Source organism: Sphingobium sp. TCM1 (assembly GCF_001650725.1).
Lineage (GTDB): Bacteria > Pseudomonadota > Alphaproteobacteria > Sphingomonadales > Sphingomonadaceae > Sphingobium.
On sequence record NZ_LXVX01000011.1, the window covers coordinates 1 to 22590 of the forward strand.

General features: G+C 61.7%; 16 protein-coding genes and 1 pseudogene. 5 read left to right on the top strand and 12 right to left on the bottom strand.

The features are described 5' to 3' along the window. A pseudogene (locus A7Q26_RS07655) lies at positions 1-160 on the bottom strand (electron transfer flavoprotein subunit beta/FixA family protein); the annotation flags it as partial. 128 nt (positions 161-288) lie between these two features. Between A7Q26_RS07655 and A7Q26_RS07660 the strand changes: the two are divergent. Continuing rightward, a complete protein-coding gene (locus A7Q26_RS07660; protein ID WP_066858805.1) occupies positions 289-1020 on the top strand; it encodes a FadR/GntR family transcriptional regulator in 732 nt (243 codons plus the stop codon). Between the two features lie 121 nt (positions 1021-1141). After that, on the top strand, positions 1142-2329 hold the full coding sequence (locus tag A7Q26_RS07665; protein ID WP_066858806.1) for a CaiB/BaiF CoA transferase family protein: 1188 nt from the start codon (positions 1142-1144) through the stop codon (positions 2327-2329). 52 nt (positions 2330-2381) lie between these two features. On the opposite strand, the gene A7Q26_RS07670 is transcribed toward A7Q26_RS07665, so the two are convergent. Then, positions 2382-3512: a glycoside hydrolase family protein gene (locus A7Q26_RS07670; RefSeq protein WP_157102490.1), complete on the bottom strand. Its 1131-nt coding sequence runs from the start codon at positions 3510-3512 to the stop codon at positions 2382-2384. A gap of 439 nt (positions 3513-3951) precedes the next feature. Here A7Q26_RS07670 and yaaA point away from each other — a divergent pair, with 439 nt between their 5' ends. Both yaaA and A7Q26_RS07680 read left to right on the top strand, forming a co-directional pair. After that, the gene (gene yaaA / locus A7Q26_RS07675; protein ID WP_066858808.1) at positions 3952-4704 is read left to right on the top strand and encodes a peroxide stress protein YaaA; all 753 of its coding nucleotides are present in this window, start codon (positions 3952-3954) and stop codon (positions 4702-4704) included. Continuing rightward, the gene (locus A7Q26_RS07680; protein ID WP_066858809.1) at positions 4701-5411 is read left to right on the top strand and encodes an SDR family NAD(P)-dependent oxidoreductase; all 711 of its coding nucleotides are present in this window, start codon (positions 4701-4703) and stop codon (positions 5409-5411) included. Before yaaA ends, A7Q26_RS07680 begins: the two co-directional genes overlap by 4 nt. A 312-nt stretch (positions 5412-5723) precedes the next feature. Here A7Q26_RS07680 and A7Q26_RS07685 read toward each other — a convergent pair whose 3' ends face one another. The 6 genes from A7Q26_RS07685 to A7Q26_RS07715 form a co-directional block, all read right to left on the bottom strand. Next, positions 5724-7181 carry a TolC family protein gene (locus tag A7Q26_RS07685; protein ID WP_084439051.1) on the bottom strand — a complete coding sequence of 486 codons (1458 nt, stop codon included), beginning with the start codon at positions 7179-7181 and terminating at the stop codon, positions 5724-5726. A gap of 2 nt (positions 7182-7183) precedes the next feature. Continuing rightward, entirely contained in the window at positions 7184-8245 is a 1062-nt protein-coding gene (locus A7Q26_RS07690) for an efflux RND transporter periplasmic adaptor subunit (protein ID WP_066858810.1), read from the bottom strand. Further along, positions 8242-9924: an ABC transporter ATP-binding protein gene (locus A7Q26_RS07695; protein ID WP_066859030.1), complete on the bottom strand. Its 1683-nt coding sequence runs from the start codon at positions 9922-9924 to the stop codon at positions 8242-8244. The genes A7Q26_RS07690 and A7Q26_RS07695 overlap by 4 nt, the downstream gene beginning before the upstream one ends. A 739-nt stretch (positions 9925-10663) precedes the next feature. Then, positions 10664-12058: a carbohydrate porin gene (locus A7Q26_RS07700; RefSeq protein ID WP_232313718.1), complete on the bottom strand. Its 1395-nt coding sequence runs from the start codon at positions 12056-12058 to the stop codon at positions 10664-10666. 3 nt (positions 12059-12061) lie between these two features. Further along, positions 12062-14476 carry a glucose/quinate/shikimate family membrane-bound PQQ-dependent dehydrogenase gene (locus A7Q26_RS07705; protein WP_066858812.1) on the bottom strand — a complete coding sequence of 805 codons (2415 nt, stop codon included), beginning with the start codon at positions 14474-14476 and terminating at the stop codon, positions 12062-12064. A gap of 768 nt (positions 14477-15244) precedes the next feature. After that, entirely contained in the window at positions 15245-16384 is a 1140-nt protein-coding gene (locus A7Q26_RS07715) for an acyl-CoA dehydrogenase family protein (RefSeq protein ID WP_066858814.1), read from the bottom strand. Between the two features lie 204 nt (positions 16385-16588). On the opposite strand from A7Q26_RS07715, the gene A7Q26_RS07720 reads away from it, so the two are divergent. Continuing rightward, a complete protein-coding gene (locus A7Q26_RS07720; protein WP_066858815.1) occupies positions 16589-17821 on the top strand; it encodes a LysR family transcriptional regulator in 1233 nt (410 codons plus the stop codon). Positions 17822-17828: 7 nt separating this feature from the next. On the opposite strand, the gene A7Q26_RS07725 is transcribed toward A7Q26_RS07720, so the two are convergent. The 4 genes from A7Q26_RS07725 to A7Q26_RS07740 are packed head-to-tail and all read right to left on the bottom strand — an operon-like array spanning position 17829 to position 22547. After that, positions 17829-18047 carry a hypothetical protein gene (locus A7Q26_RS07725; RefSeq protein WP_066858816.1) on the bottom strand — a complete coding sequence of 73 codons (219 nt, stop codon included), beginning with the start codon at positions 18045-18047 and terminating at the stop codon, positions 17829-17831. A gap of 11 nt (positions 18048-18058) precedes the next feature. After that, a complete protein-coding gene (locus A7Q26_RS07730; RefSeq protein WP_157102492.1) occupies positions 18059-19546 on the bottom strand; it encodes an aldehyde dehydrogenase family protein in 1488 nt (495 codons plus the stop codon). Positions 19547-19557: 11 nt separating this feature from the next. Continuing rightward, on the bottom strand, positions 19558-21183 hold the full coding sequence (locus A7Q26_RS07735) for a GMC family oxidoreductase (RefSeq protein WP_066858817.1): 1626 nt from the start codon (positions 21181-21183) through the stop codon (positions 19558-19560). Continuing rightward, a complete protein-coding gene (locus A7Q26_RS07740; RefSeq protein ID WP_232313719.1) occupies positions 21183-22547 on the bottom strand; it encodes an MFS transporter in 1365 nt (454 codons plus the stop codon). The genes A7Q26_RS07735 and A7Q26_RS07740 overlap by 1 nt, the downstream gene beginning before the upstream one ends. Positions 22548-22590: the final 43 nt, after the last annotated feature.

A 22590-nucleotide genomic window follows, 5' to 3' on the forward strand; every position in this document is an offset into this window, starting at 1 on the left:
CGCCCTTTTCCTTCAGGCGGATAGCTTCCTCAACCGCGATCTCGTCGAACGGGTTCATGCTCATCTTGACGTTCGCCAGGTCGACGCCCGTCCCATCCGCCTTCACTCGTGGCTTCACATTGTAATCGATAACCCGCTTCACGGGCACAAGGATCTTCATGTCCGTCTCCTCAACAATGGTCGGACCATTAATTTGCAATTTGCCGCTGTCAATAGCATTCGGTCTGGCCATTGCACCTTTTGAAAGGCGGGCTATAGATTTTTTCGATCCTAGCCGGAGTGAATGACATGGTCTCGTCCCCCTCACCAAAGCCGAGCTTTGAACCCATCAAGACACGGCGGGCTTTCGAGGTAATTTGCGAGCAGATCCGGATGCAGCTGGCCTCCGGGACGCTCAAGGCTGGGGACAAGTTGCCTGCCGAACGCGAACTGGCGGTCGAGTTTCAGGTCAGCCGTAGCGCGCTTCGCGAAGCGCTGCGCAGCCTGGAGGTCGCCGGTATCATCCGCAATGTGAAAGGTGCGAAGGGTGGGGCCTTCGTCCAGACGGCGGAGCCCGACCGGATCATGCAGGCGATGCAGGATTATGTGCATCTGGGCGACATCTCTCTGGGCGAACTGACCGAGGCCAGGCTGGCGTTGCAGGATATCATCATCCGGCTGGCGTGCGAGCGCGCGACGGAGGCGGACCTCGCCGACCTGGAAGCGGTCGCCGAGCGGACGAAACGGGAAACCAGCGTAGAGGCGCGTTACCAGTGCGCGGTCCAATATTATGGCGTGCTGGCGCGGGCGACCAAGAACCGGATCTTCGGCATCTTCGTTGATTCCCTGTCGGCGATCCTGCACGAATTCGTCCAGGGTCCGGATTATGAGACGTTGCAGCAGTCGCTCATCGAATCGCGCTTCAAACTGGTGCGGCACTTGCGGGCCAGGGATGAGGCGGCGGCGGTGGCGGAAATGCGCAAGCATTTGGAACGGGTGCACCGGCATGTCCGCAAGAACAGCAAGGCCGCCCAGGGCTGAGGGCCGGTCCTTTCACTATCGAACGCAACAGCAAAGTGGACAGCTGCAACGATTGACGTCTGGTTTCCATCATGCAATAGGTCGGACCATTAAATATTCAGTCCTATAAGTGGGTGAGGCGATGACGGACGGGTCCGAAGCGGTGACTATTGGCGCGCTCGACGGGGTGCGGGTGCTGGATTTCACCAGCGTCATGGCGGGCCCGTTCGCCACCCGGATGCTTGCCGACCTCGGGGCAGAGGTCATCAAGGTAGAGTCGCTCGAAGGCGACCAGGTCCGTGCGCGGCCGCCCAAACGCGATGGGTTCAGCGCCTATTTCGGTACGCTCAACGCGGGTAAGCAGTCGATCGCCTGTAACCTCAAATCGCCGGACATCATCGCCCTCATCAAGGAACTGATCGCGACCTGCGACATACTGGTCGAGAATTTCCGGCCCGGTGTGATGGCGCGGTTCGGGCTGGACTTTGCGGCGTTGCGAGAGGCCAATCCGCGGCTCATCTACTGCTCGATCTCCGGTTATGGACAGACCGGGCCGAAGGCACTGTTCCCAGCCTATGCGCCGGTGATCCATGCTGCCAGCGGTTTCGACATGGTCAACCTGCGTTATCAGGACGGAGCGGATCGGCCTGCGACCAGCGGCGTATTCATTGCCGACGTGTTGGGAGGCACCCACGCTTTCGGTGCGATCCAGGCTGCGCTTTACCAGCGAGAGAAGACGGGGCAGGGACAGCATATCGACCTGTCCATGCTGGAAGCGATGGTGGGGATGCTGGTGTTCGAGACGCAGGAGGCGCAGTTTCCAGGTGATGCACGTCGGCCGCTCTATACGCCGCTCAAGACCAGCGACGGCTTCATCATGGTCGCGCCGACATCGCCGCGCAATTTCGAGCAATTGTCGGAGGCGGTCGGCCATCCCGAATGGCGCGACGATCCACGGTTCCGCACCAATGCCGACCGCAACGCCAATTGGTCGACGCTGCTGGGGTTGACCGAATTGTGGACGCAGGAGCGGAGCGCGGCAGAGGCCGAGACGATCCTGACGCGCCATGGCGTGCCCTGCGCCCGCTATCGGGATATCGGCGAACTGCTGGATGACCCCCAACTGGAAGCGCGGGGGGCGTTCGCTCGGGTGCAGGATGGCGCGGGCGCCTTCAAGGTTCCCAACCCTCCCTTCCGCATGAGCGGATCGCGGGTCGAGGCGCGGGACCATGTCGCGCCATTGGGCGCGGACGGCGCGAATGTGCTGGCAGCGCTGGGAGTGAGCGCGGACGCGGTAGCAGCGCTGCAGGAGCGTGGCGACCTGGGGTGAGGCGCAGTCGCGACGGGGCGGCCGCAGGCCACTGTGACCAATATGGGGGCGACTAAAGGTCCTTCAGATCACGATCCATCGATGCGCCATCGAAAGGAATCACTATCACCTTGCTCCCATGACCATTATCGCCGGTTTGGCTCTCTTTTGACGTGTCGACGACTGCAAAGCTCATCGCGATTACGTGTCCATTTTCCATGACCACGGCTGGGCGTTCCAATTTATTCCAGGTGTTGATGGTCCCGTCGGCATACCGGATGAATTTTGAATTTGGCTCATAAGCCAGGCCTTGGAAGCGCCAGTCCACAATGCCATCGCGTGAGATAAGGTGGTAAGCGCGTCGGCTACTCCAGTGATTGACGACGACATGGTACCATCCGCCGCTATACCATATCACAGGGTCTTCATAGGCGCGCATCTCGGTCTGCGGGATGCCGGCGATGCCACGATAGATGCTGTCGCCCATGACTTTGTAGGGGCCCAATACCCCGTTCTTGCTGATGAGAATTTGTCCTGAACGCTGGATGATCATGAAGCGCCCATCCGGGCGTGCGATCAGGCTCAAATTCGACGCTTTCCATGTCGCCTTGGAGGCAGTGTCCAGTCGATCGCCCGGCGTCTTCAGCGATGTGAAAGCGCTCTGGTCCACAATGATGCTGCCCAGATTTTTCCAAGGACCGTCGATGTTCCTGGACACGAACACATCACCATTTCTCGTTTCGCTGACCACGACCGCATAGCGTTTGTCCGGCAATTGCAAGGCAATGACATTATGACCTTTGCCGCCCTCATCATCGGGCCAGATAAGGCCCCTGTCCCTGTAGGGGCCGTACAGCCTATCGCTGATCGCAGACACAGCGAGCGAACCGCCCCATGCCATATGCCCAAGTGACTGATCCCATCGGCTTGCGAACATTCTGTATTTGCCATCAGGTCCCTTAAGGATTTGGCCGTCCCAATAGTTCCATCGGGCCAGGGTCGCGTCTTCCAGGCCGTTCGACGGATCGCGTGGGCCGACTTCGGCAGCGCCCCAAGCCGATCGAGACAAGGACGCATTTGGCAGGGGTCTGAAGTAGGAGATGAACGGCCTGGGCCCCAAAACCAGAAAATTGCCCGGCGATCCAGTGCTGGGTTCGGCGGAAGAGAAGGATGTGGCTTGGGACGCCGGCAGGGCCGCCGACATTAGGAGCGTCAATACTCCAATAGCATTTTGGGCCCGAGGCAGCACATTTGTCTCCCGTCACCGCTTTGCAAACTTACGCTAACGCCGGCCGTCATTTATATCAATATGAAATGAAGTTTCACTATGCGGGATTGCGACAATCACCACTGTCGGAAGCCCCAATTCCTTCTCTTAGCAGTCAGGTGTGTGTCCCTCAAAATTATGGTTTTGAAGACGAGGTCCGGGCGACCGGTCTCAAGCATTATGAGAAGGGACGGTCGGCCGCATTTCCGTGCGCTGAGCGAATGTTCAATTCGAAATGGCACAGCGCGCGTATGATCAGATATATGGCGGCGAGGCGGGTTCCGGTAAATTGGTGGCTCCGCGGCAGATTTGGGCAACGCCGAAATAGAAGGCTCGCGGTTTGACGCCTAAGCCGGGTACAGCTACCGGCGGAACCATGATCGTTCTGCTTTCTCCCGCGAAGACGCTTGACTTCGAGCGTGCGTTGCCGCCGCTTGCTGTCACGAAGCCCCATTTTGCCGAGGAAGCGCAGAATCTCGCCAGATCCGCCGCCAACCTCTCGCAAAAGCGGTTGGCAGAGTTGATGCATATCTCCCCGCGCCTTGCCAAACTCAACGCAGACCGCTTCCGCGACTTCGCCGACCTGCCTGAGAGACAGGCGCTCTATGCCTTTGCAGGCGACGTCTACTCGGGTTTTGAGGTGGACACGCTGGATGAGCCTGGGGTCGCCTTTGCTCAGAACCATGTGCGAATGCTGTCGGGCCTTTACGGGCTGCTCCGCCCGCTGGATGCGATCCGTCCCTATCGTCTGGAAATGGGCACCCGCTGGGCGCCGCGTCACAAGAAGCTGACCGACTGGTGGGGCGACCGGATCGCCACGCTGTTGCGCGCGCAGGTGGCGGACGAGGGATCGGGCGTGGTGCTCAATCTGGCGAGCCAGGAATATTTCGCCGCCGTCGAGAACAGGCTGGAGGGATTGCGCGTGATCCATGTCGAGTTCCGCGAGCCGGGCCCGAACGGTCCGCGCTTTGTGAGCTTCAACGCGAAAAGGGCACGGGGCATGATGGCGCGGTGGATGTGCGAACATCACATCACCGACGTGGAGGCCATGCGCGGCTTTGACAGCGACGGATATCGGTTCGACCCGGACGAAAGCGAGCGCGACCGTTGGCGCTTCACCCGATCATGAGCGGTGCGATCGAAGCGTCAGCCATCGTCGTCGGTGCATCTGGCGGCATAGGTGCGGCTTGCGAGGCCGCGCTGATCGAGGAGGGGGCATTCCGGGTCGTCCACGGTTTTGCGCGGTCACGGAAAGGGCCGCTGCATCTCGATCTCCTCGACGAGGCGAGTATTGCCGCAGCGGCCGCCTATGTTGCGAGTGGCCCCGCGCCCACCCTTGTCATCGTTGCAACCGGTCTATTGCACAAGGAAAGCCACGGTCCAGAAAAGGCGCTGTCAAACCTCGACCCGGCCTGGCTTGCCGAAGTCTATGCGGTGAACGCGATCGGGCCGGCGCTCGTCGCCAAACATTTTCTGCCACTCATGCCCAAAGGCAGACGGGGGGTTTTCGCGGCGCTGTCGGCGCGCGTTGGCTCCATCAGCGACAATCGGCTCGGTGGATGGCATGGCTACCGCGCGTCGAAGGCGTCACTTAACATGCTGGTGCGCAATTTCGCGATTGAGGAGCGCCGCCGCAATGACCGCGCGATCGTTGTGGCGCTGCATCCTGGCACCGTTGATACCGGCTTGTCCCGACCCTTTCAGGCCAATGTCCAGCCTGGACGCCTGTTCGATCCCGAGCGTGCCGCGTTGCAACTGCTCGACGTTGTCGAAGGGCTGAAGGTGTCCGATAGCGGGAAACTGTTCGACTATGAGGGGAATGAAATCCCGTTTTAGTGGCGCTCGTACAAAGCTTGCCTATCATGGACGTTGTCGGGCACGCTTGTAGTCAAGTAGGCGAAATATCTCATACAGGGGACGAAGCTCGACGTGCCAGCGTCGACGTGACGATGGTTTCTTCGCGTCTGCGTGAAAAACCTCCCATGCGCGAACCTGCAGTCTTGGCCGACTGTGCTATGGGAATTGAGCCTCCGGCTTTTGGGTTGACGAGATCATGGCGTTAATTGACGCGCGACGTCCGCAGCCGCTGGCGTTGCTGGGCTGTGACGGCATCTCCGCTCCCTTTGCGTTCAAATGCACTGCCTGCCCTCACTCGAAAGGCGACCGGAGGTCCAGACCCAGCGCATCTTCGTCAGCCGTCGCCGCCGCCAGCTCGGCCCGGGCAGCCGCGATTCGTGCATTCGCCTCAATCAGCTTTACTTCGACACTGGTTGCGCTCTCCTCGCGCTGGTTCACCAGGAAGAAGTCACTCGACCCCAGGTCGAAGCGCCGCCGCTCGGCACTCGCCAAACGCTGAGCCAGCGTGCGTTCCCGTTCGGCTGCATCGACAAGCTGGCTGGCTGTTTCCACCTCTATGCCGATGGACGTAACCTCGGCCTGGATCTTTTCCGCCAGATATCGCTGCTTTACCGTGAGTTCGTCGATCTTCGCCTGGGTTTCAGCCAGCTTGCCTTTTGCCTTGCGGTTCTGGAGCGGTATCTTGAACGTCACGCCCACGATCATCTCGAGCGGTGTGCGGCTGTATCCCCCAAGCCCTTCGCGCCCGACATCCTTCGCGATCTCGCCTGTAAGGTCCAATCGCGGCTTCATGTCGTTGCGCGCCAACGCCAGCTTGACCGTTGCCTTGTCGATTTCCTTCAGCAGAACGGCGAAATCGGGGCGACCCGCCAGATTGAAGGCCGGATCGGTCCTCACCCTACCGAATGCGTTTGCAGCTTCGGGCAGTCGCCCTTCTTCAACCAGGATAGGCAGCCCCTGCTCGTCGCGATAGAAGAGCGATAGTTTCACCGCCGCAGCGCGAAAGGCTTGCCGCGCCTCGATAACGAAGGCCTGCCGCTTGACCAGGCTTGCCTCATTCTCGATCAGCAATATGTCCGGCTTGGCGCCCATCTTGACCTGGCGCTGGATTCCATGGGTCCGATCCTGCGCCAGCGCCAGCAGCGCCTGATAGGCTTTGAGCTTCAATCCCGCCGCCACCCACTTCTGATAGGCGTCGATCGCGCGCGCCTGAACGCCGATGCTGGTGGCCTTCGTTTCAAACCGGGTGATGTCGATGTCGTTGGCGGCCAGCCGATAATCCGACCGGCGTGCATCGATCAGGCGGTCGCGCAGCAGCGAATAGAGCGCGCCGACCTTCACCTCTCCCAGCCGATTGGTGTAGGCCTTGTCTTCATAAACCGGGAACTCCCCGCTAGAGGCTCGATAGTGCCCGTAGACATAGCCGCCATTATCCATGAAGGGCTGCTCGGCCTTTCCGGTCAATTCCGTTCCGTCATAATAGCCAGCGATCCGGCTGCGTCCTTCCACCGCAAAGACGGTGTCGAACGCCCCCTGCGTGGTCAACGCTCGCGCTTCAGCCTGGCGATTGCGCGCCAGCGCCGCGATAATGTCTGGCGCGAAACGGGCAGACGATTGCAGAACCGCCTCTAGCGTCAAGGAACTGCGCAGACTTGACGGTGCTATCGATGCCGCCGGACTTTCCTGCCCGTGCACGGCAGATGCGGCTGTAACAATCAACAGCGCTCCGACGCCGATGCTGATGCGCATCATCACTTTTTCTTCTTTTCGATCGAGCTCTCGGTCTTCCCCCCTTGCTTCTGAGCGGCCTGATCCTGCCCGAAATTTAGAGGAAAATCGTTGAGCTGGCGCCATAATTCATATCCAACGGTCACATTCTCGCCCTGAATCCAGCCCAGCACCTTGCTGCCTTGGCGCAGGAAGCGTCGATCCGGCCACACGGGTTTGCCGGGCCTGGGTTCGACCAGCACGCGGAACAGTCCATCGGCGCGGGGTGTCGGATCGACCGACACTACCTGACCATCATAAATGCCCACCGCAAAGGCGGGCCAGCCGCTGAACTGAACCGCGGGAAATCCTTCGAATTCGAGGCGCACCGGGCGGCGTTGATCGACCAGCGGGATGTCCCGGCCATCGACATAGAGTTCGACTGCGCGCTCGATCTGTTCGGGGGCGATCATCGCCAGCACGGTCCCTGCGGAAATCAATGCGCCGCCCGCCGCGGCGTTGAGTTCCAGCACCCGCCCGTCCCGTGGCGCGGTAACGACCTGCGCCGACTGTCGCCTTTGCCGAACCTCGATCTGCTTCAGCTTCGCCCGCGCCTCAGCCAGCTTGGCGTTGGCATCGGCGACCTTGATCTGGGTCTGCTCATAGTCCCGCCGCGCGGCGAGCCCTTCGGCGTAAAGCTGTCCGGTGCGCCCTACATCGATCGATGCGACCGCGCGGGATTGCTCGATCGCCGCGATCTGCGCCTCGACTTCCGCTTTCTCGGCGGCCAGGCGCTCAAGAAAGTTGGGATCGACGTCGACAACCTGAACGATGGGATCACCGGCCTTCACCAGCGCACCATCTTGTACGAAAAAGCGTTCGACGCGACCATCAACCAGCGATGACACCTGCTGTGGTCGATCATCGGGGTCGAGCGCGATAACCTGCCCGCTACCCTGCGCGGTTTGACGCCATGGCACGAACAGGATGGCAAACGCCACGCAAATTCCCAGCAGGATGAGCCATGCCACAACCACGGTTGCCCGTGGCGGCTTCAGGCTTGCAAGCGATCGGAAATGTGTGAGCTGCGGCGGTTCGATCGTCACGCCTCTGGCTCCTTCCGCGCAAGGAAGCGCACCAGCCCATCCTGATCCGCGAAACGGTGCTGCTCCCGCACGCCCAACCAATAACATGCGTCGAGATCCAGCGCTTCGGGGCGACCGGTAAACAGCAGGACGGTCGTTCCATGTTCCCGCAACATCCTGAGCGACGCGCGCAACGGTTCGGCCGGCATCATGTCGTAAAGTTGCGATAGCAACAGGACCTTTGGGCGGCCGAGCAAGGCATTGGCCAGCTTCAATTGCATAACCTCCACGATCGACAGCGGCGAGCCCGAGCTGGCTAGTTGCGTATCCAGCCCGTCGGTCAGGCTCGACACGCGCGCAGCGAGGCCAACCAGGTCAAGCGTGCGTATGATCATTGCGCCGTCAGCATTGCGGCCTGCCGCCAGATTGAGATATTCTCGGATGGTGACGTCGACGATCGTGGGTCGGTTCAGCACCATCACGGCGGAGCGCAGAAGATACATGTCGAAGCTGCCAAGTTCGCTTCCTCCGATTGACAACAATCCTCTCTCGGGGCTTGCATGACGTTTGAGGAGAAGCGCGATCTGGTTTTCGACGCCCGGCTCTGCCACGATCACGACCTGCTCGCCGCTGTGGATCGCGAAGTCGAAATGCGATCCGGCCAGTTGCACGGCGCGAAACCGCACCGATCCATTCGGTGGAGCCTGTCCGCTGAGCCCGGCGGGTTCCTGCGGAATGGCAAAAATCTGGGACAATTCTTCCGAACTCGCGATCAGATCGTAGAAGGTGTCGAGATACCAGCCCAGCTGATAAATGCCGTAGAAGACGCCGGACAGGATAAGTTCGGCCGCCACTAGCTGACCGATTGAAAGCTGCCCCGCCAGGATGAGATTGCCCCCCAGCGCCAGCAGCGCCGCAGCAGCGAGCGCGTAGACGAGGAAATAACCTAGCGCCTGCGCGAAGCTGTACCGGAAATAGCGACGATGTGCCTTGATATAGTTGGCCGTAACCGCCTCGGACCGATCCATGGCAAAATCAAGATGTCGCGCGGATTTGTAGAAGCCATTTGACGCGCCAACGCTCTCCAGCCAGTGCGCGGCTTCATGCTTGGCGTGCGACACGCCGACGGCACCTGTGATCGCGCCCTGGCGCCAGACCAGCCAGATCAGCAGACATGCCGCCACCAGGATGATGTTGAACGCCAGGAAGAAAGGATGATAGAAACTCGTCACCATCAGGCCGACGGCCCCCTGCAGGATGATGGTGAAAGCGCCGATCACCAGGCTGGGTACCGCCTTCTGGACGACCACCATGTCGAAATAACGGTTGAACAGACTGCCGCGGCTTTCATCTGCGAAGAAGGGATTTTGCGCATGCACGGCGCGCACGGTGACCTCCGCTACCACTCGGGCGAAGATGCGACGCTCGAACATGGCCAGCAGGTAGATGCGCAGCGCGCTGAGGCCCGCGACGAGCAATAACAGGGTGAGCAGCACGCCTGATAAAATCCAGAGCGGCGCCACCAAGGCGGTGCGAGCCACAGAATTGATCAGCAACTGCACTGAAATGGGTGTCGCCAGCGATAGCAGAGTGATCGCCAAGGTGTAGACGATGCCTACATTCACATAGGCCTTGTCGGGCCCCACTATCTCCGCGAGCCACGCGGCAGCCTGCCGCAGACCCAGACGCTCCCCAGCCAATTTGGACCTCATGGATATGTGCCTTTCCGGCGGTATAATCGGACCGGGTTGCAAGACAAGTTCTGACTGTTGCGTTGCAACATAAATTCACAAAGCCGTAACGTGCTTAGGGCTTCTTTCCGTTCTGCGGCATGACAGCGTCTGGCGCTGTGACCCCTCGGCGATTTCGAAACCACAATCGTCGCCTGGCGGAAACATCCGGCCAGATTAGATGGCTCAATCGAAAGCTGCCCGTCTGTTCCTGAGGAGAATCAAGCGCAACTGAGCGGTTCAAAATGTCAAGGGTTGGGGTGCTTGCATATGACAGCCTTCCATGCGGGAATTCGCGGCCTGAGCACCAGCCTTGGGTGGATTTCAGCATTGGCTAGTTTGAAGCGAGCCGCAGGTGGCGAAGGAATGACGCAACATGTGTGGGGTTTGATGCGCTTGGGGATCCCGGCGACCTCGGCCGCCTCCTGGACCATAGGGTGTAGGAGGCGGGTAGTGATCGGGTCAGCCATATTCTGGCGAGGAACAGCCAGCCATAAGGGAGCAGGGCTCTGCATTTTCCTGGCTTCGCGCCACCACATCCGCAGCAGTTCGAACAACTGCGGGGAGAGCATGGCATCGCCGTTCTTGCCGCTTTGCTCAGTTCGAGCGGTTCATCTGAACATGACGACCAGCGTGCAAGCCTAGCGCCACAGTTTTTATGCGAACTTCGGCCGGGACATGACCAGCGAAATGCCAGTAAGGGCATGAGTCAGAACTGCATTTTGACCTGCCCCCCCAGCGCCAGCGCATCATTGATTTCGCGATAGGCGAAGGCACCGGGATCTATAATATATTGCACATCTGGCCGGATGCTGAGCCAACTGCGCAATTGGATACCATAGCTCAATTCGATGGCGGTCTCGCCTACCGGTAGTGCGGTATAGCTGCCGGGAATATTCTGCTCATCAACCACTGCTGCTCGGCGCAGTCGCGGATTTACCTGCGCATGCACGATGCCGATCGAAATGCTGTCTGCATCCCGATCGGAGAAGGTTCCGGTCTTGACCAAGCCAGCCGCATACCAATGTGTGATTTGCGCTGAGGCTTTTGGATTGGCGGTAAACTGGCCAAAGACCGAAAGTCCGCGATTGCCCGTTCCTGCCCGCATTATCATCTGGTCGGCCAGGATATAAAGGCCATAGCGACCGCGTAACGAGCCTTGCCCGCCAGGCCGGCCCGTACGCGAACTGTCGTAATAAACGCCTAACTTGTAATGACCCGGCAGCACGCGACTGTCGGCCGCGATGCCAGGATCATATTCCAGCTCCAGTGGCAACAGCACACCGGTCGTGCCGCCGGCGAAGGGGCGAAAGGCATTGTCGGGATCGTTAAGGCGTGGGTTGACCTGATAGACGCCTGCGCGCAGCGTCAGGTCGTGCCGGATGCGATAGCGCACGGCGGCTCCCCAGCGGGCATTGGGATAGTTATACCAGCCACTATTGCCAGATTCCGAGAGCGGATGGGCGCAGAAGGCCGCGTTGATGAGATTGCAGCCGAGAAGCATGCCGCCCAGATCATTTCCCATGGCGAAATAACCTAGGCGCAGGTTGAACCGGCCATTGTCGATATTCTGTTCGTAGCTGAATTCTGAGAGACGAGTATAATTTCCTCCCGCTGCCTCTTGTATCGGCAGGCGGTTGCCAACGAAATCGGACGAGATCCCGACGCCGCGCCGGTCGTTCAACGTGACATGCATGATCCCACCCGATAGGCCCAGGATATGGTCCATATCGAAATCGAGGCCTGCGCGCAGCTGCTGGGTGTAGGCACTACCCCGCTTCTGGCCTCCATCCACCGCCGTGAACGCCTCGCCCACATAATCGACGCGAACAGTCACGCCCGCCTGCTTCAATCCTGTACGCAGTTCGCCCCAGTCACCAGTAAGCGTCTCGCGGACCGGGGCCGCCGCCTTTTCCACTGCTGGCATCATTTGCTGCGCGCCGGCTGCAGTGGAAGGCAGGAAGAAAAGCGGTCCTGCCACGATAAGGTGGGCGAACGGATGAACGATCTGGGCCAAAAGACCTTCCTTTCCGCACGCCCATCGGTATGCGGCAATATGACTTATGAAATTATGGGGCGGATCGGTACCAGGCCGCTCTGCCACCGTTCAGGGCAGCGCGTAAGCGATTACATAGTCGCCCCTGTCGGGTGACTGGCGCGCGCCGCCTGCCGTCACAACCACATATTGCTTGCCGCTTCTGGGCGACTTGTAGCTCATCGGTCCACCTTGGCTGCCAACCGGCAGACGTGCTTTCCAGATTTCCGCTCCGCTCGCGGCGTTGTAGGCGCGCAGATAGAAATCCTGCGTACCGGCGATGAAAACCAGCCCACCTTGGGTAGCCAGCGTCCCACCCAGAGTGGGCATCCCGATCGGGATCGGGAGGCCCATGCGGATGCCCATCGGCCCGGTGTCGCGCACCGTTCCTACAGGAACCTGCCATTTTATAGCTCGGCTCTTGAGGTCGATCGCTGTCAGAGTACCATAAGGCGGCGCCTGGCAGGGTATGCCAAGCGCAGACAGAAAGCGGTCCTTGACTACGGAATAGGGTGTGCCCTTCAGTGGGACACTGCCCATTCCGGTGTTGATCGCTTCGCCGGCGCTGCCCGACTGGCCGCGTTGCGCCGCTGTTTGCGGGAACATCTGCACCCATAGGCCAAGGCGCATGTCGTTGATAAAGACAGTGCCGGTGGTCGGATCGGTCGAAAGGCCGCCCCAGTTCATGCCCCCGAGCGATCCGGGGAAGCTCAGCGACTTGTCCGTGCCGGGCGCGGTGAACAGGCCCTCATAGCGCATACCCTTGAACGCGATGCGGCAGAGCAACTGGTCGAAGGGGGTGGCTCCCCACATGTCGGCTTCGGTCAAGGGGCCGACGCCGATCTGCGGCATCTCGATCGACTTGGGTTGTGTCAGCGAATAGGGTTCGCCCTTGATGTCGGCGGCCTTTACCTGAACTTCGTCAACTCGGGTCAGTGGTTTGCCGGTGCTGCGGTCGAGGACGTAGACTTGCCCCGCCTTCGTGCCGAAAATCAATGCGGGGACTTTGCGCTTCTCATCGAGTGGAAAGTCGACGAAGCTGGGCTGCATCGGCAAGTCGAAGTCCCACAGGTCGTTATGCACAGTCTGGAAATGCCATTTTTCCCGGCCGGTGGTCGCGTCAAGCGCCAGCATTGAGGCGCCATATTCATGGTCAAGCGCGCTGCGCGTTACGCCATAGAGATCGACCGAGGAACTACCCACCGGCATGAATACCGTATTGGATAGAGGGTCGTAGGACATCGCGGCCCAGACGTTGGGCGTCGAGCGAGTATAGGTAGTACCGGCCAGTGGCATACCCGTGATAGCGGGATTGCCGGGATCAAAGGCCCAGCGCAGCTTGCCAGTGATAACATCAAAGCCGCGTATCACGCCGCCAGGCATGTCGACTTGAACGTTGTCAGCGACGCGACCGCCGATGACGACTGTGGTGCCAGCTAGGGTCGGCGCGGAGGTTAGCTGATATTGCGGATCCGGCGCGTTGCCCAGGCCTGCCTTCAGATCGACGACGCCATTGTTGCCGAAGTCGGCGCAATATTTTCCGGTATCGGCGTCGAGCGCGATCAGGCGGGCGTCGATCGTGTTCATCAGGATGCGGCGTCGGCATTCGGCGCCAGTTGGGACCGTAACGGGCGTGACTGGTGTCGCGCCGGGCAGACTGGGCTGGATCGGCGACGTGCTGGCATCGAAATAGGCAAGACCACGGCAACGCATCCAGACCGAAGCCTTGGCATTGACGAGCGTCTTCCACTTTTCACGGCCGGTGTCGACATCGAGTGCGATGACGTTATTATGCGGGGTGCAGATGAAGAGCGTATCGCCAACTTGCAATGGGGTATTCTGGTCCTCCGCGCCGTTCCCGTCGCTCAACGCCACGTCGCCGGTACGGTATGTCCAAGCAACCTTCAACCTGTTCACATTGTCGCGAGTGATCTGATCCAACGCGACGAAGCGACTGCCGCCCGATGTGTTGCCATAGGCCGTCCAGTCCTTTTGCTCCTGACTCGGATTTACCGGTATCAGGGGTTCAGGCTTGCCGACGAAGGAAACGGTCGGATGCGCCGTGAACATGCCGGCGATGCCGCCTGCCGAACACATTCCGAACAGCGCAGCCACCATCAAGGCAGGTCGCCAGACGGACGCCGAGCCACCCTTGTGCCGCAGTAGCGGATAGGACAATGCAATGATGGTCGCGGCGACTCCCATCGCTAGCAGGCGGGAAATCAGCGGCCAGAAGGTGAAACCCACCTCCCATAGTGCCCAGAGGATAGTGATGAGGAACGTGGCGCCAAACAGCCAGGCGCCGCTTGGTTTGCGCGATGCGATAAGGAGGCCTGAACCGATCAGAGCGAGACCGGCGACCAAGAAATAAGGGCTGCCGCCTAAACCAAGGAGCTTTACCCCGCCGACCGTGAAAAACAATCCGGCGGCCAGAATCACTATTCCCAATAGAAGCAGCCAACCGCTAACGAACGGCTGGTCGTGCATTTTCGTGCCTGACACGCGGCACCTCCTTCATCTCTTATGGTCGTCGGAGAGCGCCGCTGTAAGGTCGCATGGCAACTAAGTTGCCGGACTGCCGCGGCCGCGACGTTGTGTACTATATAGTACATTTTATCGCTTTTTCAAGTTCGCTCAGATTCGTGCCGAAGTCGGTCGCTTAGCGGAATCTCGTACAAGAGATGCGCTGGCGGCGCTCGAGTTCGCTTTTCACGGCCGGGAGATGATAGAGGTCGGTATGCGTTACCGAAATCCGATGAGGAGGAGCGCGGCTTTGCGGCCATGCGCAACCGCCAAGCCGAGGAGATTGGTATCTGTGCTAAAGCCGAGGTCAGACAAGGCGATCGTCGGTCGACAGCTGTGGCCAGGCAGTTGCCGCATCGGCCAGATGATTCGCGCTATCACTGTCGCGGAATCGGATGATGAAGTATATTCGACATCTCCCACGATCCGCATAACCGCGTCTCGTGTGATCGGGCGCTTGCCAACGCTATGGCGCTGATGATCTCGGGTGTACCGCGACGCTCAGCTTCGCGGCAAACGTGGCGATGTCTTTTCGGGTTGTATGCGGCGTGGGGCGTGCGTGGCGAACGCCGTGCCAGATCGTACAACCTGGCCGATCAAACGGTCCTGATCCCCCGCGAGGCCGCGATCCGTCAACCCAAGCGGACCCCCGCGCATACGTCATGCTCGGTCGTTACGTTGGTGAAATCAGACGTGCGGTCGGGAGGGCGTTTGTACCCTCCCGACCGGCCCTTATCGCAATAATTCCCGCGCGATCGTGTTCTTCTGAATCTCAGATGATCCTTCGTAAATCCGCGTGATGCGGATGTCGCGATAGAGGCGTTCGATCGCGAAGCCGCGACAATAGCCAGAGCCCCCGAAGATCTGGACCGCGGTGTCGACAGTGCGGCTGCCGGCTTCGGTCGCAAAGAGTTTCGCCATGGAGGCGAGTTCACGCTTCTTTTCACCCTGGTCGTAACGCCAGCAGGCGTCGAGCAGGATAAGGCGGGCGGCGCGCATGTCCGTCGCCATGGTCGCGATATAGTGGCGGATCGCCTGGAAATCGGAGATGACGCCGCCGAAGGCAGGGCGCTGCCTCGATTCCTCAATCGCCAGTTCGAGCGCATATTCACCCATGCCGATCGCGGTCGCACCGACATTCATGCGGCCCTCGTTCAATCCTTCGAGTGCATAGTGGAACCCGCGGCCGAGTTCACCGATCAGGGCGTCGGGGCCGACCTGGCATTCGTCGAAGGTCAGTTCATAGACGCCCGGCGTCGCGGTGCCCATCAGTTCGATCGTGCCAGTGACGGCGAAGCCCGGCGTATCGGCGGGCATCAGGAAGGCGGAGATGCCGCCGCGCGGCCCGGCCGCCTTGTCTGTATAGGCGTAGACGATGACATATTTGGCATTCTTGCCATTGGAAATATAGGTTTTCGAGCCGTTGATGACCCAGCCGTCGGCATTGCGGACGGCGGTTGTGCGCATTGAGCCCGGATCGGAACCGCTATTGGGTTCGGTCAGCGCAAAGGCGATCGGGATTTCTCCGGTGCACATGCCGGGCAGTAGCGCTTCCTTCTGCGCGTCCGAGCCATGATAAATGATATTCTTCGCGCCCGGCCCCATCAACGGGCGCAGTTCGGTCCAGAATTGGGGGGGGAGGCGGGCAAGTTCGATCTGCACCGCCGCCTGGGCGAGGGCGCCAAGGCCTAGGCCACCATATTGTTCGGGCAGTGCCATGCCGAAATAGCCGTTGTCGACCAGGGTTTGGCGGACGATCGGCGGGACTTTGCCGGTCGCCTGAAATTCCGCTTCATGGGGCAGCAGATCGCGCACGATGGCGCGTGTGACGTCGCAAAATTCCTTGATGTCGTCGGGCAGTTCAAAGTCCACGAGGTGCCTCCTTCTTATTGGAATCCCTGGCGCGCTCTCCGCGCTCCTCCACATTGGTCCTACCATTACCATAATGGTCAGTCCATTGAATTTTTCGCCATTCATAGCTGCGACGGCGTCTGTCCTTTGGGGAATCTGTCCTGTAGAGGTGGCACCGCCCGGCGACACGCAGGTCGCGGGGGGAGGGTAACAAGAGTAAGCCGCATGGCGACCGATCCATTCGACCTCAATCTGCGCCACCTGCGCGCGCTGCTGGCGATCCGCGAGCATGGCAGCATCACGGCTGCTGCGGACGTGGTCAGCCTGTCTCAACCGGCACTGACGCAGGGCCTCGCCAAGCTGGAGCGGCAGTTTGGCTACACATTTTTCGAGCGGCGGTCGGGGGGCATGGTGCCAACGCCCATGGGCGAAATCGTGATCGAGCGGGCCCGCGCGGCACTCGATCATCTGTCGCAGGCGGCCAAGGGGCTGTCGGGCGTTTTTCACTATCCCGAACGTCTGATGACGATGACGCAGCTTCGCGCTTTCCTGGCGCTGGCGGAGGCGGGCAGTTTTGCCGCGGCGGCGCATGGCAGTACCTTGTCGCAGACTGCGGTGCACCGTGCGGTCGGCGACCTGGAACAGATGATCGGTGGCAAGCTGGTCGAGCGGCGGGGGCGGGCGGTGTGGCTCAATCCGGCAGGCAAGCGGCTGGCGCGCGGCACCCGGCTGGCGGTGGCGGAGATCGTGGCGGCGCTGGCGGATATTGGACGGGACAGCGGTAGCGGGAGCGAATTGATCGCGTTCGGCGCGCTGCCATTGGCGCGGCCCTATCTGGTTCCGGCGGCCATGGCGCGAATGGCGCGCAGCGATCCGCGCGCGGCGTTCAAGGTGCTAGAGGGCAGCTGGCGCGAACTGGTCGAGCCGCTGCGCGATGGGGTGATCGACATGGTGGTCGGCGCGCTGCGGCCGTTCGAGATTGCCGACCTGTATCAAATGCCCTTGTCGGAGGACCGGCTGGTCATCGCGGCGGGGAGCCAGCATCCGCTGGCCGGAGTGGCGCGGCCGACGATGGCGCAGCTCGCGTCCTATCCCTGGATCGTGGCCCCGGCCAATTCGCCGCTGCGCGAGCAATGGGAGAAATTGTTCGGCGATGAAAGCGTGCCGGCGACCCCGATCGAGTGCGGGTCGGTGATGATTATCGGTCGGCTGCTGACCGAAGGGGATTTTCTGACCCTGTTGTCGCCCGATCAGGTTGCGCTCCAGATCCGCAGCGGGTTGCTGGCGCAGATTGGCCCGCCGTTGGAGGACAGCAAGCGCGTGGTGGGGATCACGACGCGACGCAGTTGGCGCCCGACCGCTACCCAGCGCCGTTTCCTCGACATGCTTAGCGAAGCGGCGAAGGGCGAGCGGGTTGCGGGTGGACCGCCCGATTTGCGAGAATCGGGCTGGGTCTGATGCGGGCCTACTCGCGGTCGGAGGCCTGAAGCGCCGCGATCCGGAGCTTTAGCCGGTCCGCCAGTGATGGCCGGATCGGCTGCCCAGCGAGCAATTTGCGCCACGTATTGTAGCTGATGCCGAAACGGGCGTTGAGCGCCTCGTCGGTGCGCCCGGTGGTCAGGCGCTGCATCTGGAGAAGCATTTCCTCGTCGAGGTGCACGGCGGTGTTGCGGATCTGCTGCATCTTGCGCGCCTTCAGTCCAAATTGATCCAGACCGCCTTGGTCTCCAGATAATCCTCGATATGATGCGGCCCGGATTCGCGGCCGAAGCCGCTCATGCCATAGCCGCCGAAGGGGACGCCGGGATCGAGCATCTGGTAGCAATTGACCCAGACCGACCCGGCGCGGATGCCGCGCGCCATGCGGTGTGCTGTGGCCAGGTCGCGGGTCCACACCCCACTGCCCAGGCCGAATTCGGTGGCGTTGGCCCGGGCGAGCACTTCTTCCACGGTCTCGAAACGGAAGGCGGAGAGAACTGGGCCGAAAATCTCCTCGCGCGCGATAGTCATGTCGTCGGCGACATGGGTAAAGATGGTGGGTTCGATGAAATAGCCGCCGTCATAGCCTGCGCCACTCATGCGGGTGCCGCCGGTGAGCGGGCGTGCACCCTCCATGTTGGCGCCTGCGATGAAGGCGAGGATCTTGTCCATCTGGGGCGCGGACACGACCGGTCCCATCTGCGTGGTGGGATCGAGCGGGTCGCCGACCTTGATGGTCCGGGTGAAGGCGGCAAGGCGCTCCATGAATTCGTCGTGAATCGCGCTTTGCACGAACAGGCGGGTGCCCGCGCTGCAAATCTGCCCCGCATTGGCGAACACCGCCATCGCGGCGGCGGGCACCGCTTTGTCGAGATCGGCGTCGGCAAAGACAATGTTGGGCGACTTGCCGCCCAGTTCGACGGTGACGCGCTTCATCGATGCGGCGGCGGCGTGGAGGATCTTTTCGCCGACGCCGGTAGAGCCTGTGAACGCGATCTTGTCGACGCCGGGATGAGCGGAAAGGGCCGCACCCGCGTCGCCCAGGCCGGTCAGGATATTGACGACGCCGTCGGGAACTCCCGCTTCCAGGCACAATTCGCCGAAGCGTAGCGCTGAGAGGGGCGTTTGTTCGGCGGGTTTCATGACCAGGGTGCAGCCGGACGCGAGGACGGGGCCGGCCTTCCACACGGACATGCCGATCGGACCGTTCCAGGGGTTGATCGCGGCGACGACGCCAATCGGTTCCTTGAGCGTGTGGGATAGGACGTCGCCGGGCGCGCCGTTGGGTAGGGTTTCGCCCGCGATCAGCGTCGCCTGCCCGGCATAATATCGCAACAACGCACCGGCGCGCGCCTTCCCCATAATGGTACGGCTGTAGGGTGCGCCGAGGTCCAGCGTGTCGAGCATCGCCAGTTCTTCGAAATGCTCCTCCACAAGATCGGCGAGGCGCAGCATGATACGCTGGCGTTCCACCGCCTTCATCCGGCCCCACGGACCGGCGAGCGCGGCGCGGGCGGCTTTCACTGCGCGGTCCACATCCTCCGCGCCCCCATGCGCGATCGTGGCGAGCAGTTCGCCAGTGGCGGGGTTGCGGGTTTCGAACCGCTTGCCCGACAGGGCGGGTACGCGCCGCCCGTCGATCAGCATGTCGTGTTCGAGCGTTTCGAGCAGGATGGGGCGGGGCGGGATGGTGAGCTGCATCATGAAGGACTCTTTCAAGCGGCGATGTTGGATGTGACGGCGTCTTCAAGAATGAAGCGGGCGGCGCGCTCGGCGATCATCATGGTAGGCGCGGAGGTGTTGCCGCTGATAATCTCCGGCATGACCGAGGCGTCGACGACCCGGAGGCCGGACACGCCGCGCACGCGCAGGCGGCCGTCGACCACGGCCATGGGATCGCTGTCTGGCCCCATCTTGGCCGTGCCGGTCGGGTGATAGGCGGTGTTGACGATCTTGCGCAGGGCGTCGTCGATCTCCGCGTCGCTTTGATGCTGGATGCCTGGTTCGATCTCCGCCCCGGTCATGGCGGCCAGCGCGGGTTGGGCGAAGATGCGGCGACATTCGCGGAAACCGGCGATCAGCGTTAGCATGTCATAGGGATCGGCGAAGAAATTGGGATCGATCACCGGCTTCTCCTCCGGCCGGTTGCTGGCTAGGCGCACCGATCCCGCGCTTTTGGGACGCAGCAACTGGATGAGGCCCATATAGCCGTGGCGGCGGGGGATCGAACGGGCATCGAGCTTCAGCCCAGCAAGGAAAGTGATCTGGATGTCGGGTCGACCGCTGCCGTCGGTACAGAGGAACCCCCCGGCCTCGGCGACATTGGACGCCAGCATCCCCTCGCGGTTCAGCAGATATTTGATCGGGCTTGCCAGGATACGGGGCAGCACCTTGGCCGATACGGCGTATGATTCGGCGGATGGATTTTCCATCGCGACATGGACGGTCGGATGATCCTGCAAATGCTGGCCGACGCCGGGCAGGTGGTGGACGACGTCGATGCCCATCTCGCGCAGATGATCCTGCGGGCCAATCCCTGAGAGCATCAGCAACTGGGGCGAATTGGTGGCGCCGGCGCAAAGGATGATTTCCCGCTTGGCGAAGATGGTGCTGCGCGCGCCGTCCTTCTCTATCTCCAGACCGACCGCATGGCCGCGGTCGAACAGGATGCGGCGGACCATGGTTTCATCAAGGACGGTGAGGTTGGCCCGCTTGAGCGCGGGATGGAGGAAGGCGCGGGCGCTCGACAGGCGTGTGCCGTTGCGCTGGTTCAGGTCATAGCGGCCAAAGCCATCCTGCCGATCGCCCGCGAAATCATCATTGCGGCGATGGCCTGCCTGTTCGGCGGCGTCTACGATGGCGGTGCTGACCGGGTTCCAGCTTTTGGGCTTCTGGACATCCAGTTCGCCGCCCTTGCCGTGCCAGGGCGTGTCGGGACCGGCGTAATTTTCGACCGCCTTGAAGGCGGGCAGGACGTCGTCATAGGCCCAGCCGTCATTGCCCGCTTCAGCCCAGGCGTCATAATCCGCCTTCTGTCCGCGAATATAGACGCCGCCATTGATGGCGCTGCATCCGCCCAGCAGCTTGCCGCGTGGGAAATTTATAGTGCGGTTGTTGACCGCCGCGTTACCGATGAGTGCTTGCTTCCAGTTGTATTTTTCGTGCGGTAGCAGGAAGATGTTGCCGACCGGCATGGCCGTCTTGATGTTGACCGGCCATTTCCGGTCTGACGGCCCCGCCTCTATCAGGGCGACGCTGTTGGCGGGATCGGCGGACAGGCGGTTGGCCATCAGGCTGCCGGCCGATCCAGAGCCGATGACGATATAGTCGAAAGCATTCATCACAGCGCATCCTTGCGGCCGAGCGCGGGCACATGGCCCCGCACGGCGATGAAACCCAAAGCGTTGATGAGCATCAGGGCGGCGAGCGCGCCGAAGAAGCCGAGATTGCCCCAGTCGATAAGCAGCGCGCCCGCGACCGCGCTGACGATGGCGCCGATCCGGCCCGCCGCGCCCATGAGGCCGAGGCCGCGTGCACGAAGTCCGGTGGGGAAGGCATGGGCGCCGACCGCGAACATGGCGGACTGGGCAGCGCTGGCGAAGAGGCCGAGCGCGCCAAGGCAGGTGAGGACGGCGGCTTCGTTACGGCCGCCACTGATCGGCAGCAGGGCGAGGGTGGCGCAGACGGCGGCGCCGACGGTCGCCATCAGGATCAGCACCGGGCGCGATCCGAAGCGGATGATGGCCAACGACGCGATCATCGCGCCGATCGTGCCACCCATGTTGAAGCTGGTGAGACCAAGGCTTGCCGTCTGGAGGCCGAACCCCGCGCTGTTGAGCATCGTGGGCGCCCAGTTGAACATCAGATAGATCATGAACATGCCCGAAAACATCGCCACCGACAGCGCCAGCGTGTCACGCAGCAGCGCCGGCGCGAACAGGTTGCGCATCGGTTCGTAGCGGAGGGCTTCCCCGACGGCGAGGGGCAGATGGGCGGCGGACGCGGGATCGGGATGGCCGATGCGGCGCAGGATGCAGTCGAGTTCGGCGGCACGATCCGGGCGTTCGGCGAGGTAGCGAGGCGATTCGGGCAGCACGAACCAGAGCCAGGTGACAAAGATCATCGTCACGGTCCCGCCGATATAGAAGAGCCAGCGCCAGCCAAGGCCTGGCAGGATGAGCGCGGCGGCGACCCCGCCTAATATGCCGCCGATGGACACGCACACGACGCCGAAGGTGACGGCGACGCTGCGCCAGCGGACGGGCGTAAATTCCGCGATCATGGCGCTGGCAGTGCCGGGGACGCCGCCCAGCCCCACGCCCGCCAGCGTCTTAAGGGCGGCGATCTGCCACAGCGCGCCGGAAAAGCCGGTCGCCAGGGTCGCAATGCCGAAGATGGCGACGCCGATGATGAGCGCGCCGCGCCGTCCGAAGCGGTCGCCGACCCAGCCCGATGTCAACGTGCCGACGGCCATGCCGACGAAGCCGAGCGCAAATACCGATCCCAATGCCTCGCGTCCGATGCCCCATTCCTTGAGAAGCGACGGCGCTGCAAGGCCTAGCATCTGGTTGTCGAGGCCGTCGAGAACGACGGTCGCGGCTATCATCAGTACCGCCCAGATCTGATAGGACGACAGGGGTATGTCGTCCAACATGCCCCTTGATCCCGCCGGACTGCTGCTGCCTTCTATCGTGGCGACCGCCAAGACATTCTCCTCATTTTTCGGGCCGTTTGCGGCCACTTCATTC

Bases quoted from the DNA above. Each gene is read 5' to 3' on its own strand.
- A7Q26_RS07730 (WP_157102492.1), bottom strand. From the start codon at position 19,546: ATGATGCAGCTCACCATCCCGCCCCGCCCCATCCTGCTCGAAACGCTC.
- A7Q26_RS07725 (WP_066858816.1), bottom strand. From the start codon at position 18,047: ATGCAGCAGATCCGCAACACCGCCGTGCACCTCGACGAGGAAATGCTT.
- A7Q26_RS07660 (WP_066858805.1), top strand. From the start codon at position 289: ATGGTCTCGTCCCCCTCACCAAAGCCGAGCTTTGAACCCATCAAGACA.
- A7Q26_RS07670 (WP_157102490.1), bottom strand. From the start codon at position 3,512: ATGTCGGCGGCCCTGCCGGCGTCCCAAGCCACATCCTTCTCTTCCGCC.
- A7Q26_RS07720 (WP_066858815.1), top strand. From the start codon at position 16,589: ATGGCGACCGATCCATTCGACCTCAATCTGCGCCACCTGCGCGCGCTG.
- A7Q26_RS07705 (WP_066858812.1), bottom strand. From the start codon at position 14,476: ATGCACGACCAGCCGTTCGTTAGCGGTTGGCTGCTTCTATTGGGAATA.
- A7Q26_RS07665 (WP_066858806.1), top strand. From the start codon at position 1,142: ATGACGGACGGGTCCGAAGCGGTGACTATTGGCGCGCTCGACGGGGTG.
- A7Q26_RS07685 (WP_084439051.1), bottom strand. From the start codon at position 7,181: ATGCGCATCAGCATCGGCGTCGGAGCGCTGTTGATTGTTACAGCCGCA.
- A7Q26_RS07735 (WP_066858817.1), bottom strand. From the start codon at position 21,183: ATGAATGCTTTCGACTATATCGTCATCGGCTCTGGATCGGCCGGCAGC.
- A7Q26_RS07680 (WP_066858809.1), top strand. From the start codon at position 4,701: ATGAGCGGTGCGATCGAAGCGTCAGCCATCGTCGTCGGTGCATCTGGC.
- yaaA (WP_066858808.1), top strand. From the start codon at position 3,952: ATGATCGTTCTGCTTTCTCCCGCGAAGACGCTTGACTTCGAGCGTGCG.